A 17,087-nucleotide genomic window follows, 5' to 3' on the forward strand; every position below is an offset into this window, starting at 1 on the left:
GTTGCTTATTTTGTCAGAGCATCGTGATTAAGTCAGTAAAATAAATTTAAACCGGATGGGAATAGTAGTTTTGGGGACTATATTAACTTAAAAACGGTTCTTTATCAACTGGATTTTAATTTAAAAGAATCATTTTCATTATTTTATAACATAAAATCATCAACTAATTTAATCTATTTGGTGCAAAAATAGAGTTGTTGTTAATACATTCTTAATTATTGTTGATATAATACTTTAACGGCTCAAAAAATCCGATAAAGTACGTCTTTTTAGCCGCCTGCACAGCGAAATCAATTTATTATGTAAAATAAAAATTCAGGAAAATAAAAAGGCTTTCCAATAAAGGTCAGCCTCTTTGTATTTTTAAAATAGTGAATTTTTACATTTTCATAAGCCAAGTCTTCATCGAAACTTCTCTATTGATAATATCTTTTAGTTCAGAAATTTTCACCCTGTCTTGTTTCATAGAATCTCTATGACGGATAGTTACCGTCTTATCTTCTAAAGTCTGATGGTCTACTGTAATACAGAATGGCGTTCCAAGTGCATCTTGCCTTCTATAGCGTCTTCCCACGGCGTCTTTCTCGTCATAGGTAACATTAAAATCCCATTTCAGGTCTTCGATGATTTCTTGCGCTAATTCTGGAAGTCCATCTTTTTTAACCAACGGCAAAACAGCTGCTTTTGTCGGTGCCAAAACAGACGGCAATCTCAAAACAGTTCGGGTAGACCCGTCTTCGAGAGTTTCTTCTTTTAGCGAGTTCGAGAAAACTGCCAAAAACATCCTGTCTAATCCAACAGAGGTTTCCACTACATAAGGAACATAATTCTGGTTGGTTTCCGTATCAAAATACTGCAATTTTCTGCCTGAATGTTGTTCGTGCGCTTTCAAATCAAAGTCAGTTCTAGAATGGATTCCTTCTAGCTCTTTAAATCCAAAAGGGAAATTAAATTCGATATCTGCAGCCGCATTGGCATAATGTGCTAATTTTTCATGGTCGTGGAAACGATAATTTTCTTGTCCAAGTCCTAGAGATAGATGCCAATTCAGACGTGTCGTTTTCCAATATTCGTACCATTTCATTTCTTCGCCTGGCTTCACGAAAAACTGCATTTCCATTTGTTCGAATTCTCTCATCCTGAAAATAAACTGTCTGGCTACAATCTCATTTCTGAACGCTTTTCCGGTCTGAGCGATTCCGAAAGGTATTTTCATCCTTCCTGTTTTTTGAACATTTTGAAAGTTTACAAAAATTCCTTGTGCAGTTTCCGGGCGAAGGTATAAATCCATCGCGCTTTCTGCAGAAGCTCCTAATTTCGTTCCAAACATCAAGTTGAACTGCTTTACGTCTGTCCAGTTTCTGGAACCTGTTTCCGGATCAGCAATTTCAAGCTCTTCAATTAGGGCCTTCACGTCCTCTAGGTTTTCAGTTTCAAGAGAACGCGCCATTCTTTCAAGGATTTCTCTTTGCTTTGCTTTATATTCTACAACTCTTGCGTTTGTAGCAATAAATTCTTGTTCGTTAAAAGCATCTCCATAACGGGCTTTTGCTTTTTCGATTTCTTTTTGTGCTTTTTGGTTTAATTTTTCGGCATAATCCTCAATTAAAACATCGGCACGGTATCTTTTCTTTGAATCTTTGTTATCAATCAACGGGTCATTGAAGGCATCTACGTGGCCCGAAGCTTTCCATGTAGTCGGATGCATTAAAATTGCAGCATCAATCCCTACAATGTTTTCGTGCATTTGCACCATTGCTTTCCACCAATATTCGCGGATATTCTTTTTTAGTTCAACACCGTTTTGTGCGTAGTCATACACTGCGCTTAAACCATCGTAAATTTCGCTTGACGGAAAAATATATCCGTATTCTTTTGCATGCGAAACTACATTTTTAAATAAATCGTCTTGTTTTGCCATAGTGCAAAAATATAAAAAGAGAATGAAAATTGCGGGAATTGTTAATTTTTTAAACTAGAAAGTTTAAAGGAGGAGAAGATTCGTATTTCCTATAAGATTTGCACCAGAAAATATATTGATATTGTAATTTCCTTTTATAAGATGCTGCTTGCCTGCTTCAATAAAAACACAAACATCGACATCATCTTTTTCGTAGTTGACACTTGTTTTTGCGCTATAAAAAAGTGTCTTGTTCTTGATTTCGACAGAGGCTTTATTTTTGCTTACGATATTGGCTTTGGGATTAATGATCTGAATAAATATTTCTTTCGCGCCTTTTTCGATTGCAGTATTTTCTCCAAGCGTAAAACAGACTTTAATCTGTTCTGTGTTTTTGGTTTTTTTGGTTTCCAGAATTTTTTCAGAAACAATCCTGACTCCAACTGCGCTTACATTGGAAGCCTTGAGTTTTCTTTTTTCTGCTTTTGAGTCAGGACTTGCCGTGATTTCCAATTCTAACTGGTTTATCTTGGCATTAAGCTTTTCGATTTCTCTTTTGTTGTTTTCAAAATCCTGCTGTTTTAGCTTCAAGATCGAATTCAATGTCTCTAGCTGCGTGCTTTTGGTGTCAGTTTCTTTGGTCAGCGTGGAAATATTGCTTTTAAGGATATTCAGCGAAGATTGGTAGCTACTTTTGACGGAATCATCAATTTGCAAGGTTTGATTTTTTAGCTTTTCAATTTCCGCTTCCAATCGCTCGTTTTGCTGCAGTACTGCGTCATAACGCACTAAAATTTCACTAATCTCATTATTATGTGCCTTTTTATCAATAGCCATATTATGTGATAGGCTCTCTTTTTCTGTTTTCATGTCACATAATTTTACGGCAAGGATAGCTACCGTCAGGATGGATATTGTGGCGGTTATAGTTACAAAAGACAAAGCAGGCTTGAAAGGCATGGTTTCTAAAAATTTTCGTGAAATTAAACCAACAGCGTATGCTTTCAAAAAATAATCGACTAACAGTTAATAAAAGGGCTTGACTAACAGTCTTTAACACTATTGCATCCAAAAATCACTTCTTTATATTTCTTAAAAAATTCTTAAATAACACCATATCAAACACTTAAAAAACAAAGCAATTAATCAAACAACTTTGCAGAATGTAAATTAGACTTGTATATCATCCTAAAAACTGAAACGATACGTCTTATTTATTTAAAAATTTTATACTTTTAAGCTGTTCTATATAACCCAATTAAAAATGTTTAAAAGCCTATTCAACCTCTTCTTCCCGCAATTATGCTTAGGCTGCGGTTCGTTTATTCAGTCGAATGAAAATGTAATCTGTACTTCCTGCCGACATGAATTGCCCTTGACCAATCATCATCTTGAGACCGAAAATGAAATAATCAAAAAGTTTTACGGCAGGATTCCTATTGAATTCGGAGCGGCCATGATTTATTTCCATAAAAGAGGAATCGTGCAAGAGCTGATTCATAATCTAAAATACCGAAGCCATCAGGAAATCGGTACTATGCTGGGACAATGGTATGCTGAAGATTTAAAAACTTTAGAAATTGCAAAAAATTTTGATGTTATAATCCCTGTGCCTTTGCATAAGAAACGGCTCAAGGAACGAGGCTACAATCAAGTAGAAGAGTTCGGCAGGGCATTAGCATCCATCTTGGCTATTGAATATGACGGCACTATCTTGCATCGGAATTTCCATACCAAAACACAGACTAAGAAAAGTTTTTTCGGACGGACAGAAATCAAGAAAGATTTATTCGACGTAACCTTCACAGAGGCACACTACAACAAGCATTTTTTATTGATCGACGACGTCATCACCAGCGGCACTACGATTGAAGCGTGTGCCAAAGCATTGCTGAAAATTCCAGGAGCAAAAATCAGCATTGTGGCTATGGCCTATACGTATTAGCAATGAAAACCTTAGCTGCTGAAATATATTTTCGCAAAGATTTCGTTACCTCTAAATATAATTGTTATTTTGTACATAAATTATTTCCTGATGTTTAGAATTCGGTTTGCATTTTTATATATCATTTTAGCTCTATCGGTAGTGGGTTGCGCAAAAAGAGGCAATATTACCGGGGGCTTAAAAGACACTCTTCCTCCTGTACTTCGTTACAGTACGCCAAAAAATTTCAGTACGAATTTCAACGTAAAGGAAATCAAGATTACTTTTGACGAATATGTAAAAATCAAGGATGTAAACAAACAGCTGATTATTTCGCCGCCGATGAAATATCCGCCTATCGTTTCGCCTACGAATGCCAGCAAATTTATTACGATCAAAATCAAGGATACCTTACAGCCAAATACGACCTATAGCTTTAACTTCGGAAGCAGTATCCAAGACAACAACGAAAACAATCCGTACCAGCAATTCAAATATGTGTTTTCTACAGGAAGCTATATTGATTCGCTTTCGTTGCAAGGCTTTATCAAAGATGCATATACAAAAGATGTCGAAAATTTTGTTTCGGTGATGTTATATGAAGTAAATGAAACGTTTACCGATTCTATCATCTACAAAGAAAATCCGAGATACATCACGAATACTTTGGACAGCCTCAAGACTTTCAAGCTAGAAAACCTAAAGGAAGGAAAATACCTGCTGGTTGCGATGAAAGACTACAACAATAACTTTAAGTTTAATCCGAACAAGGACAAGATCGCTTTCCATAAAGAGTTTGTTACCCTTCCTAATAACACTATTTACGAAATGGAGTTGTTTAACGAGCTTGTGCCATTCAAAGGATTAAAGCCGTATCAAGCTTCAAACAACAGGATCGTAGTTCCTTATGAAGGAGATTCAAAAAACGTCATGCTTACGCTAAAAAACGGAAGTCAGGAGCTCCCGATAAAAGTTACACAGATGCCCAAAAAAGATTCTCTTCAGGTCTGGTTCAATCCGATAAAAACGGATTCTTTGAGCCTAAAAATAAACAAGGAGAGTTTTAGCAAGGAGTTTACTGTAAAAATCAAGAATCAGAAAAAAGACACGCTGAATTTCCAAGCGGTACAAAGCGGCACGTTGCATTTCCGTGACCGATTTACTGTCAACTCTACCCTTCCTTTGAGCAAAATTGACAATTCTAAAATAAAACTGATTAACAAGGATTCGATAGCAGTTCCTTTTACGACAGAATATGACGAATTTAATCAGGAAGTAAAAATCGATTTTGAAAAAGAGCCTTTGGAAAGCTATTCCATTACGGCATTTCCTGGCGCTTTTACAGACTATTTGGAACAAGCAAACGACACTTTGGATTACAAGCTCAAGACCCAAAATATTTCCGAATATGGGAATCTTCGAATACGATTACAGAATGTCAGACACTATCCTGTTATTGTAGAAATTACCAATTCCAAAGGGGAACTTATTGCCTCTGAATATTCCGACGGCAAGGATATCATTGATTTTATGGGACTGCAGCCTAATCTTTTTACGCTACGCGTAATTTATGACGAGAATAAAAACAAGATTTGGGATACCGGAAGCTATCTAGAAAAACGACAGCCCGAAGAAGTAATTTATTACCCTACTGCTATAGATGTCAGAGCCAATTGGGATGTCGACCAAACGGTAAATCTCGGCGATTGACGCTATACAATTTCGAAAGCATCTCTATCGTTAAGGAAACCGAACTTATGTCTGGCTTCCAGCATTGCATTTTTATCTAAATCAGCAATGATAATACCTTCAGATTCTTCTGCATTTATAATGGTATTGCCTAAAAAATCTATGGCTTGCGAATGCCCTACATACTCATGTCCGCTTTCATCAAAACCAATCCTGTTGACGCCAAGCGTGTAGCACATATTTTCTACGGAACGTGCTTTTAACAAAATATCCCAAGCATTTGTACGTGGTTTTGGCCAATTGGCGACATACAAAAGCAAATCATAGTCTTCTGTATTTCTGGAAAAAACAGGAAAACGCAGATCGTAACAGATCATAGGACAGATTTTCCAGCCTTTATATTCTACGATTTGTTTTTCTTTTCCCGAAGTATAAATTTTTTCTTCTCCCGCTAATGAAAAAAGATGTCGCTTGTCATAATATTCAATTTCTCCTGATGGAAAAACAAAAATCAATCTGTTGTAATACTTTTCGTTTTCAACAATAATAAGGCTTCCGATAATGGCTGTGTTCTTATTTTTTGCGAGATCTTTTAGCTTCAAAATCGTTTCGCTCTGCATTGTTTCTGCCACATTTTTTGGATTCATTGTAAATCCTGTCGTGAACATTTCTGGAAGAATTATCAGATCTATTTCTTGCTCGATTGAATTAATTCTTTCTTCGAAATACTCACGATTGGCTTGTGGGTTTTCCCAAATCAAGGGAGCTTGGATTAAGGCTATTTTCATTTGTTAGTTTTAAAAAACCCTTTCAGAATTTAAAACCCTAAAAGGGTTATAATTTATTTGATTGTTATTTCATCTATAAAAATAAAAGCTTCACCGCCAAAACCTTGGTGCCATTCTGGAAGCTTGCCGTAATTGTAGCCTTTGATTTTTATGAATCTAGCTTTGGTCGCCGGAATTACTGTCTTGAATTCGATGATTTGAACTTCTGTGTTTTTAGCGTCCAACGTATTGTCAATTGTTTTTGCTAATTTGAAATTCAGGTTATCTTCTGAAGTATAGAATTCTACTTTTGTCGGCATCAAAATCCAAGCTCTTGAATCTTGCAAGAATCGGGCTGAAACCAACGTTACGTTTTGCATCTTGGTCAAATCTACAACAGCTTCGAAATCTTGTCCTTGATAGCCTTGCCAATCGCCTTTGCGCCAATTTTCATTTCCAAAAACACCATCAATCAGGCCTTCGTCACCGCCAGCATGGTATTGCGGATTGTATTTTGATTTTATCTGGACAGTATAATTGTTGGGCTTTTTGATGAATGTCGCAGAAATCGTATCGCTTACGCTTCCTTGCCCATTGTCTGAGTAAAATTGTAGATCTGATGTTTCGGTCAAAATCAATTCTTTTGCAAAAGCTTTAAAATTGCCATTGTTTACCTTGTAAAAATAGTTGGCAGTCTTGTCTGGAGAAGCGAAACGGACACTCATTTTTTCTTTAAACGATTTGCCTTGTGCTTCAATCACTGGAACTGGCGTAATTTTAGTGAAATTATCTTTTTCTGCTTTTGCCAGCACTTCTTTCAGATAGCCCTTTAGTGCACTTTTAGTAATGGTAAGCGATTCCTTATTTTCGAAATTGATTTTTATTTTTTCGTAATGCGGCTTGATTTTAATCCATTCTGCATTCCCTGGGGTCACGACATACATTCCCATCGAGCTTAAAACGTACCAAGCGCTCATCTGTCCGCAGTCTTCGTTGCCGATCAAACCGTCGGGCGTGTTTTTATAGAATTCATTCAAAATGTAATCTACTTTTTGCTGTGTCTTTTCTGGCTTTCCAATATAATTATAGAGGTATGTCATATGATGGCTCGGCTCATTTCCATGCGCATATTGTCCGATTAGTCCAGTGACATCGACTTGTTCACGCCCCGTAGTTTTGCTTTCGCTATTGAACATTTCATCGAGTTTGGCTTCAAATTTTTCGTTACCTCCATACGCCTCAATCATGCCCGGAATGTCTTGAAGCACGAAAAAAGAATACTGCCACGAATTGCCTTCGGTAAAATTATTATTGACTTCTCTTGAATCGAATGGCTTATCCCAGCCGCCATTTTTCTTTGGGCGCATGAAACCTGTTTCCCAATCAAAAATATTTTTCCAGTTTTGGGAGCGTTTCATAAAATAGTCATAGTCTGCTTTTTTATTCAGCATTTTTGCCATTTGCGCAATACACCAATCGTCATAGGCATATTCCACAGTTTTGGAAACGCTTTCGTGTTCGTCATCGATACTGATGAAACCATTCTTTTTGTAAGCATCCAATCCCAAATGATCAAGCATTGCAGAATGTTTTGCGGCTTCAAATGCTTTTTCATAGTCAAAACCTTTGATTCCTTTTGCCATAGCATCTGCTATTACAGAAACAGAATGATAGCCGATCATACAATCGGTTTCATTAGAAGCCAGTTCCCAAACCGGCAATCTTCCGCCCTGCTCATATTGCTTTAAAAAGGTATTTATAAAGTCTGACGTGCGTTTTTTATCGATTAAAGTATAAAGCGGATGCGCGGCTCTAAACGTATCCCAAAGCGAGAAAACCGAATAATAATCAAAACCTTCTGCTGTGTGAATTTCATTGTCTCTTCCGCGGTATTTTCCATCTAAATCTTGGGCGATATTGGGTTGCATCATCGTGTGATACAAAGCGGTGTAAAATATTGTTTTTTTATTTTTATCCGAAGATGTGACTTCGATTTTAGATAACTCTTTGTTCCAAAGTTGCTCTGCATCGGCTTTCGTTTTGTTAAAATCCCAATGGTTTATTTCTGACATATTGAGTTTTGCTCCTTCATAGGATGTTGGCGAAAGCGATACCTTTACTAAGATTTTCTCTCCCTTTTTAACTTGTCTTGAAAAACTAACGGCAACTTCAGAACCTCGATAAAATAATTCAAGTTTCGAATCTCCTTTCGATTTACTAACTTTCATCGGAAAATTAAATTCAATTCGGGCAAAAACATATTGATTACGGGCCCAAGCTTCGCTTCTTCGACAGATTTCAACTGTTTTATTATCTATAACTTTCACATCGCCATATAACAAATGATCGCGATGATTTAAATCTAAAATAATATTAGCTTGTCCAGAATTATTGAATGTGTATTCGTGAAAACCAACACGAGTTGAAGTCGTCAATCGTACATCAATATTATGCTTGTCCAATTTCACCGAATAAAATCCAGCAGAAGCTTTTTCATTTTTATGGGAGAATTTTGAGGGATAGTTTTTATTGTCAAGACTTGGCACGCCCATTGTTGGCATCAGCATAATATCGCCAAAATCAGAGACTCCCGTTCCGTTTAAGTGCGTGTGTGAAAATCCGTAGATTATGGAGTCGTCAAAATGATAACCTGAACATCCGTCCCAGCTTCCGTCAATTCTTGTGTCGGGAGAAAGTTGTACCATTCCGAATGGGACTGTTGCGCCAGGAAAAGTGTGTCCGTGACCGCCCGTTCCAATCATCGGGTTAACGTATTGCTGGTAATTTTGCGCAAAAGTGAAAGTCGAAATAAAAAATAGCAGGGAGAAATATTTCATTTTATTGGTTTTGGTTTCCAAATATAGGAAATATTTTGGGGGATGTGGCACTGAGATTTATAGCGCTTTATACAAAAAATGTGCAAGTGATTGAAAGACGAATTTCCACAAAATAAAAATGCATCTGAATACTAACAGATGCATTTTTTATTTTGCCTATAAGGCTTATTTTATGATTATTTGATACTTGCTACCAAATATTCTCTATTCATTCTTGCAATGTTTTCTAGAGAAATTCCTTTCGGGCATTCTACTTCGCAAGCTCCAGTATTCGTGCAGTTTCCGAAACCTTCTTCGTCCATTTGGCGAACCATGTTTAGGACACGTTGTGTTGCTTCTACTTTTCCTTGTGGTAGCAAAGCGTATTGTGATACTTTTGCTCCAACGAAAAGCATAGCTGAGCCGTTTTTACAAGTAGCTACGCAAGCTCCGCAACCGATACAAGCAGCGGCTTCAAAAGCACGATCTGCGTCGTGTTTAGGTACTGGCGTTGCATTAGCATCAATTGTGTTACCTGAAGTATTTACAGAGACAAATCCTCCAGCTTGCTGAATTCTGTCAAATGCGCTACGATCAACTACCAAATCTTTTACAACCGGGAAAGCCTTGCTTCTCCATGGTTCTACAAAAATGGTATCATTGTCCTTAAACATACGCATGTGCAACTGACACGTCGTGATTCCAGTGTCTGGACCGTGAGCTCTACCATTGATGAACAGCGAACACATTCCGCAGATTCCTTCACGGCAATCGTGGTCAAAGGCAACAGGTTCTTTTCTTTCTGAAACCAATTGTTCGTTCAACTGATCCAGCATTTCAAGAAATGAGCTATCTGTTGAAACTTTATCTAATCTGTAGGTTTCGATTTTTCCTTTTTCTTTGGCATTTTTTTGGCGCCAAATTTTCAGGTTTATGTTTATAAATTTTGATGAAGCCATAGTTGTGATTATTTGTAATTACGAGCTGCAATTTTTATGAATTCATAATTCAGTTCTTCTTTGTGAAGCTCTTCTTTATTGATATCGCTTCCGTGATACTCCCATGCTCCTACAAACTTAAAGTTTTCGTCGTCACGAAGTGTTTCACCTTCAGCGTCTTGATATTCTTCACGGAAATGTCCTCCGCATGATTCTTTTCTTTGCAAAGCATCCATCGCCATCAATTGACCTAACTCCATGAAATCGGCCACTCTAAGTGCTTTTTCAAGCTCTGGATTCAATTCATCGGCACTTCCAGGAACATATACTTCTTTAAAGAATTCTTTACGTAAAGCATCGATTTCCGCAACGGCTTCAGTAAGTCCTTGTTCGTTTCTTCCCATCCCTACTTTATTCCACATGATGTCTCCTAAAGCTTTATGGAAATGGTCAACTGATTTTGTACCATTATTGTTCAAGAAGAAATTGATCGAGTCTTTTACTTTTTTCTCAGCTTCGTCAAATTCTGGCGAATTAGTAGGAATCGTTCCAGTTCTGATTTCATCAGCAAGATAGTTTGAAACTGTATATGGCAATACGAAATATCCGTCGGCCAAACCTTGCATCAACGCAGAAGCACCCAAACGGTTGGCACCGTGGTCAGAGAAGTTAGCTTCTCCAGCAACGAAACAACCTGGAATAGTAGACTGCAAGTTATAATCAACCCAAACACCGCCCATTGTATAGTGGACCGCAGGATAGATCTTCATTGGAGTTTCATACGGATTTTCGTCTGTAATTTTTTCATACATCTGGAAAAGGTTACCATATTTTTCTTCGATCCATTTTTTCCCTAATGAGATAACTTCTTCATCAGAAGGATTGTGATTTCCTTGCGCATAAGCGGTCTGACGGCCTTTGCTTTGAATTTCGGAAGCAAAATCAAGGTAAACACCTTCGTTAGTACTATTTGCTTCAATTCCATAACCAGCATCGCAACGTTCTTTTGCTGCTCTTGACGCTACGTCACGAGGCACTAAGTTTCCGAATGCAGGGTATCTTCTTTCTAAGTAATAATCTCTATCTTCTTCAGCAATCTGCGTCGGTTTTAATTTTCCGGCACGAATAGCTTCAGCATCTTCTTTCTTTTTAGGCACCCAGATTCTTCCTGAGTTACGCAACGATTCGGACATTAACGTCAGTTTTGACTGATTCGTCCCGTGAACTGGAATACATGTTGGGTGGATCTGCACATAACATGGATTTGCGAAATAAGCTCCTTGTTTGTGGATTTTCCAAGCAGCAGTCACGTTACTTCCCATCGCATTCGTAGAAAGGAAATATACGTTTCCGTATCCTCCAGAAGCAATGATAACAGCATGCGCTGAGTGTCTTTCGATTTCTCCCGTAATTAGGTTACGAGCAATGATTCCTCTTGCTTTTCCGTCTACTTTTACCAAATCAAGCATTTCATGACGGTTGTACATCTTTACACGACCTAGACCAATTTGTCTTGATAAAGCAGAATAAGCTCCTAAAAGCAATTGCTGTCCAGTTTGTCCTGCTGCATAAAAAGTACGTTGTACTTGCGTTCCACCAAAAGAACGGTTGTCAAGCAATCCGCCGTAATCGCGAGCAAAAGGAACACCTTGCGCTACACATTGGTCGATAATATTTCCTGAAACTTCGGCAAGACGGTGAACGTTTGCTTCTCTAGCGCGGTAGTCGCCTCCTTTAATCGTATCGTAAAACAAGCGAAAAACACTATCGCCGTCGTTTTGGTAATTTTTAGCAGCATTGATACCTCCTTGTGCAGCAATCGAGTGAGCTCTTCGCGGCGAATCTTGGAAGCAAAATGCTTTAACATTATATCCCATTTCGCCTAAAGAAGCTGCAGCCGAAGCTCCTGCCAAACCGGTTCCAACTACAATAATATCTATTTTAGGCCTGTTATTAGGAGCCACCAATTTAAGATGGTCTTTATAGTCGGTCCATTTGTCTGATATATGTCCTTCTGGAATTTTAGAATCTAAACTCATATCTTGTTCGTGTGTTATTTAGCAAAAAAGTGAATATAAACAGGAATAATTGCAAACAAAAGGGGCACAATAATCGCGAATCCTTTTCCAAAACCTTTTATCAGTCCGTTATATTTTGGGTTATTTGCTCCTAAAGATTGGAATGCACTGGCAAAACCGTGTAATAAGTGGAATGCGAGTACAAACATAGCAATCACATATAGTATTGTTGCAATTAGGCCATATTTAGCATCTTTAAAAAATGCAAAGGTAATTTTGTGCAAATCTTTGATTCCTTCGGCCATTTTCAAATTAGCCGCCGCATCATAAAATTCTTTGTGGTTTCTGATTTCAAGACCTGTATTTGACAAATCTGTAGGAATGTATTTTCCGTCATTAGTCGTTACGTACATATCCATTTCTTGTCCTTGATAAGTAATGTGGATCGTCTGCAACGGCATGTTTTTATCGAAGTGCATTACTGCCCAAAAGTTCACCATATGTGTTACGATGAAAACCAAAATCAAGGTTCCCAAAACTGCCATATTTCTTGAGGCCCAAGCTGAATTTGCTGAAGAGTCTTCTTTTGCATATCTGATTGGTCTTGCCTTTCTGTTTTGAACCGTTAACATAATTCCATCAACAGCGTGAAAAAGAATTGAAATGTACGTCAGATAAGACAACAGTTTTACTACTGGGTTCGTAGTCATGAATAATGCATATTCATTAAAATGCAGTGCATCGCTAAAAATCAATTGCAAGTTTCCAGCTAAATGTCCTACCAAAAACAAGCATAAAAATAAACCTGTTAGAGCCATCCAGTACTTTTTCGCTAGCGATGACTTTAAGATTGCAGATTTTGCCATAAGAGTTGTTTGTGTGTTTTAAAAAATCACACAAAAATAAGGCATATTCAAATTAACTACAACCTTTTCGAACTATTTATAATCAGTATAAAGTGGATGCATTTTGCAGTAAATCAGGCGTAAAATTTCATTACCCATAATTTTACTGATGAATAATTATAAAAACAGAAATAAAACCTTAAAAAAGACAATTTAAATTAGCTAAAAATCAGTAGAAAAACAGTAAATCTTAGAATGTTTTGGTCATATCTTCGTCTACTACGATTATAAAATCGGCAAGGTTCAGGTTCTCTTTTTCGATTTTTGAGATGTCTTTTTGAGAAACTGTTGCGATTGTCATAATTTTCACGCTTGGCTTTTCGCGTTTGAGATACCAGTTTATGCCTTCAAAATTATCGCTATGATACGTTCCGTTGTAGTGGATAAAAATGGTATTCGGCTGTAAATTTTTCGCAATAAAATACCCCATCGTCGCATCTTTGACGGCTTGCGCTTTTGGCATATTTTCGCTGGCGTGGTCGCCCATCATTTTCAGCATTTTCACATAACCTGGAAGATTTTTATCATAAGCAATCGGAAGTGGCGCTATCCAAGTTTTTTCCTCAGCAGACAATTTATCTAACGCTTCAAAACCTTGCTTGTACACAAGACTTGCATATCGTCTCGGAATATTAGCCGCCACGAAAGTCAGGTTTTTTGATTTTGCAAAATCTACTAACGGCTTGTAATCTGTTTTGTGGTTGTTCCAGAGTCTTGCCAACGTATCGAATGCTTTTTGGTTGATCTCGCCTTTTAAGTATTGATTCAGCTGTTTTTGATTATCCGCTTCGATCATTTCTGCGCCTAGAACCAACTGTTTTTTCTCCGATAAATCTTTTGTAAATTCCAATTGAAGCCAATGCACAATGGAATTATCATGGTGTTCTCCAAACAAAACCACTTCGGCATTTTCTGACTCTTTGAGCATTTTTTTATAGGATGTTTTCTTTCCGTTTTTAGTATATAATTGGTACGGAAGTTTGTCTTGTGCAACTCCGTTAAACGAAACCAAAAATGCAATTATGTAGAAAAAGTATTTCATTTCTTGAATTTTAAAAATCTTGCGCTAAAATAGCCATAAATCAGCCGATAGCAAAACTAAAATTATCGAATTGCTAATTTATCGAAACGTTTATTTTTAAATCGATAAAAATCAAATTTTGGCCTGTTTTATACAGCAAAAAGCCTCTTTTTTAAGACTCAGAACTCTAATTTTAGCATCCGAAATTTAAGCTAAAATGAAAACAGGAATTGATGCTATTGCTTTTGACATCGCAAAAATACACTTGCCTATTAAAACGCTGGCAAACGCGAGAAATATAGAACCTGAAAAGTTAGAAAAAGGCTTGGGCCTGATTAAAATGACCTTGCCAGACACGTATCAAGATGCTGTGGTTTTTGGGGCCAATGCGTTGACCAAATTAATCCAAGAGAATGCTATTGATTTGTCTGAAATAGCCCGAATTTATGTCGGAACTGAAAGCGGCATCGACAGTTCTAAACCTATTGCTTCATTCTTATTGTCTCTGATGGAAGAAAAATTCGGAGCCGATTTGCTAGCAGAATGCGATGCTGTCGATTTTACTTTTGCCTGTATTGGCGGCGTTGATGCCTTGCAGAATTGCCTTGATTTTATTCGGTTAAATCCCGAAAAGAAAGCGATTGTTGTTACGACGGACATTGCAAAATACGACCTAAATTCAACGGGAGAATACACGCAAGGAGCTGGCGCTTTGGCAATGCTAGTTACTTCCAACCCAAAAATTATTGCTTTTGAAAGTAATTGGGCAACGAGCAGCAAAGGTGTTTTTGATTTTTTTAAGCCATACAGAACACTTTCTAAATCAGAAATTACCGGAAATCCAGCCAACGAGCCTTGGCATGAAAATCTCGAAAACGAAATTGAAATTCACAAGGAACAGCCTGTTTTTGACGGACAGTATTCAAACCAATGTTATATGGACCGAACTCGAAATGCTTACTTTTCGTTCAAAAAATTAAAAAATACTGACGAAACCCTTTACAATTCTTGGGAAAGCATCATCATGCACTTGCCGTATGCTTTTCAAGGGCGAAGGATGCTTTCTGAAATTTATGTCTTGGATGCTACAGTTCTAGCAGGAAATGAATCTGCTTCTGAATACCAAAACAAACTTAAAGAAATCAGCAAGTCTGAAGACTATAAAAGTTTTGTAAGTCAAAAATTGCTTCCTGCAGAACTGGCTTCTTCATTAATTGGAAACTTGTATACAGGCTCAATCTTTATGGGACTGCTGTCAACCTTGGCACATTTCCACGATTCTGAAAACGAAATTTCAGGAAAAACATTTGGATTCTTAGCCTACGGAAGCGGCTCCAAATCGAAAGTATTTGAAGGCAGGATTCAGCCAGAATGGAAAACACAAATTTCAAAAGTCAGGCTATTTGAAACTTTGCAAGAAAGCCAAGAAATAGATTTTGAAACCTATGAGAAACTTCACAAAAAAGAACAAAAACAAAGCATCAGAACTCCTAAAAGCGAATGGATTTTGGAAAGGATAGAAAAAGAAATCCCATGTTTAATTGGTGCTCGATATTATAAATGGATTGAATAAATTATTTCAAATCCGAAGTCTAAAAGCCTTCGGATTTTTATATTTAGAATCTTGGCATTACTTATTTCTTTCTATATAAAAGCAAACCAAGCCCAAAAACAAAAAACAGGCAACCCAACAACATATAAGTTCCATCTTTCAAGACAAAAAACGAAAAACCTATTGCTACCGAACCCATGACAACCATTAAAACAGCTATAAAATAAGTTTTTATAAAATTTAAAGCGTGCATTGACAAACCCATAAACAGCAAGGATGGGCCAATAACAATAAAAGGATAAAAAAGAGACGGCGTATTCCTAATCTGATAACTCAATTCAGCTTTCGCATTATCGTTATCCCCAAAACTCCACATAATAAAATCGATTGTGCAAAGACCAATATGCGCAATTACGCCTAGAGTTGTTAGAATCGAAGCAAACGAATTTAATTTATTCTTAGGAAAGACATAATTAAATGACAATAACAAACAGGCTCCAATTAAGTTAAACCAATGCGCAAAATCGATTGGTTCGTGAAAGCTGGGCAGAATGTTAGCAAAGAATAAATAACTGATAAAGAAAAATAATAATCCGATGACGCAGAAATGTTTTGTTTTCATAATTAATTTAAAATTGTTGAAACAAAACTAAAATGAAAAATTACCGCAACTACTGGATTTATTGACTTAGGTACAAAACCTATTGTTTTAGGTACGGAAATTATAACGCCAACAAAGTTTCTTTATAATTTTTAGAAACCGGAAGTTCGATTTGTGTAAGAACAATTGTATTTTGATTTCTCCAAGATTTAAAATGAATTGGATTTATCAAATGAGAACGATGTATTTGCATCAAAAAACCAAGATCTTCCTTCACTTTTTTCAGCGAATTTCGAATCAATTTTGAAGTAAGCTTGCCATTTTCAATATAAAAAATCTCTACATAATTTTGCGCATTAGAAATACAAACTAAGTCAGATTGGCTGATTTTTAAAACATCTAATTTATTTTCTCCTTTTATGGTTAAGATATCCTCTTTTATTGGAATAAGTTTTATTAAATATCTTCTTGCTAGAATAATCACGGGAGTTAAGATCAAGACAACTTTAATAAATATTACAGAAAAGAATACTGCAAAACTATATCCCCCTTTTAAAATTGGGCTTTTATAATAGGCATAAATAATGATCAAATAAATCAAATGAAAAAATAAAATACTTCCAGTTTCTAAACCGATATTCCATTTTGCTATTCTTTCATAAATGCTTTTTTGAATCACCGCAAGAATTCCGTAACATAAAAAAGCCAATACGCTAAAGCCAACACTTATTAAAATCCATGACCGAAAATTTAAAGTTCCGTCATCAAAAGGCTTTATGATAAAGGCAAAAATGAAAATCCATAAGCTGAGCAGTAAACCTACTATCAGATTATATTTTATGGATGGATTTAGTTTTTGCATTTTTTAATTTAGAATCTTTACTATGACGAATATACAAAAGAGGAATGTAACCAATCCTTTTTCATGAAACCAAGATTCATGTGAAGGACGCCAA

13 protein-coding genes are annotated in these 17,087 nt (G+C 36.6%); 3 read left to right on the top strand and 10 right to left on the bottom strand.

The window, feature by feature from the left end; all coding sequences use genetic code 11:
- Positions 1–379 precede the first annotated feature (379 nt).
- Positions 380–1,921 carry a glycine--tRNA ligase gene (locus tag CLV94_RS05960; RefSeq protein WP_121375504.1) on the bottom strand — a complete coding sequence of 514 codons (1,542 nt, stop codon included), beginning with the start codon at positions 1,919–1,921 and terminating at the stop codon, positions 380–382.
- 63 nt (positions 1,922–1,984) lie between these two features.
- Entirely contained in the window at positions 1,985–2,770 is a 786-nt protein-coding gene (locus CLV94_RS05965) for a hypothetical protein (RefSeq protein ID WP_121375505.1), read from the bottom strand.
- Between the two features lie 394 nt (positions 2,771–3,164).
- Between CLV94_RS05965 and CLV94_RS05970 the strand changes: the two genes are divergently transcribed.
- Together CLV94_RS05970 and CLV94_RS05975 are read left to right on the top strand one after the other, a co-directional pair.
- Entirely contained in the window at positions 3,165–3,845 is a 681-nt protein-coding gene (locus CLV94_RS05970) for a ComF family protein (RefSeq protein WP_121375506.1), read from the top strand.
- A gap of 90 nt (positions 3,846–3,935) precedes the next feature.
- Positions 3,936–5,534, top strand: coding sequence for an Ig-like domain-containing protein (locus CLV94_RS05975; RefSeq protein WP_121375507.1), 1,599 nt, complete (start codon positions 3,936–3,938; stop codon positions 5,532–5,534).
- A gap of 2 nt (positions 5,535–5,536) precedes the next feature.
- Here the strand turns inward: CLV94_RS05975 and CLV94_RS05980 are convergent, their stop codons facing one another.
- The 6 genes from CLV94_RS05980 to CLV94_RS06005 form a co-directional block, all read right to left on the bottom strand.
- Positions 5,537–6,301: an amidohydrolase gene (locus CLV94_RS05980; RefSeq protein ID WP_121375508.1), complete on the bottom strand. Its 765-nt coding sequence runs from the start codon at positions 6,299–6,301 to the stop codon at positions 5,537–5,539.
- A gap of 53 nt (positions 6,302–6,354) precedes the next feature.
- Positions 6,355–9,117 carry a GH92 family glycosyl hydrolase gene (locus tag CLV94_RS05985; protein WP_121375509.1) on the bottom strand — a complete coding sequence of 921 codons (2,763 nt, stop codon included), beginning with the start codon at positions 9,115–9,117 and terminating at the stop codon, positions 6,355–6,357.
- 176 nt (positions 9,118–9,293) lie between these two features.
- The gene (locus tag CLV94_RS05990; RefSeq protein WP_121375510.1) at positions 9,294–10,055 is read right to left on the bottom strand and encodes a succinate dehydrogenase/fumarate reductase iron-sulfur subunit; all 762 of its coding nucleotides are present in this window, start codon (positions 10,053–10,055) and stop codon (positions 9,294–9,296) included.
- 8 nt (positions 10,056–10,063) lie between these two features.
- Positions 10,064–12,073: a fumarate reductase/succinate dehydrogenase flavoprotein subunit gene (locus tag CLV94_RS05995; RefSeq protein WP_121375511.1), complete on the bottom strand. Its 2,010-nt coding sequence runs from the start codon at positions 12,071–12,073 to the stop codon at positions 10,064–10,066.
- Between the two features lie 14 nt (positions 12,074–12,087).
- A complete protein-coding gene (locus CLV94_RS06000) occupies positions 12,088–12,918 on the bottom strand; it encodes a succinate dehydrogenase cytochrome b subunit (protein ID WP_121375512.1) in 831 nt (276 codons plus the stop codon).
- 229 nt (positions 12,919–13,147) lie between these two features.
- Positions 13,148–13,999, bottom strand: a complete 852-nt coding sequence (locus CLV94_RS06005) for a ChaN family lipoprotein (RefSeq protein WP_121375513.1) — start codon at positions 13,997–13,999, stop codon at positions 13,148–13,150.
- A gap of 196 nt (positions 14,000–14,195) precedes the next feature.
- Here CLV94_RS06005 and CLV94_RS06010 point away from each other — a divergent pair, with 196 nt between their 5' ends.
- Entirely contained in the window at positions 14,196–15,551 is a 1,356-nt protein-coding gene (locus CLV94_RS06010; RefSeq protein WP_121375514.1) for a hydroxymethylglutaryl-CoA synthase family protein, read from the top strand.
- Positions 15,552–15,612: 61 nt separating this feature from the next.
- Here CLV94_RS06010 and CLV94_RS06015 read toward each other — a convergent pair whose 3' ends face one another.
- Positions 15,613–16,152 carry a hypothetical protein gene (locus CLV94_RS06015; RefSeq protein WP_121375515.1) on the bottom strand — a complete coding sequence of 180 codons (540 nt, stop codon included), beginning with the start codon at positions 16,150–16,152 and terminating at the stop codon, positions 15,613–15,615.
- A gap of 100 nt (positions 16,153–16,252) precedes the next feature.
- A complete protein-coding gene (locus CLV94_RS06020; RefSeq protein ID WP_121375516.1) occupies positions 16,253–16,993 on the bottom strand; it encodes a LytTR family DNA-binding domain-containing protein in 741 nt (246 codons plus the stop codon).
- Between the last annotated feature and the right edge of the window lie 94 nt (positions 16,994–17,087).

The organism is Flavobacterium endophyticum (assembly GCF_003634455.1).
Classification (GTDB): Bacteria; Bacteroidota; Bacteroidia; order Flavobacteriales; family Flavobacteriaceae; genus Flavobacterium; species Flavobacterium endophyticum.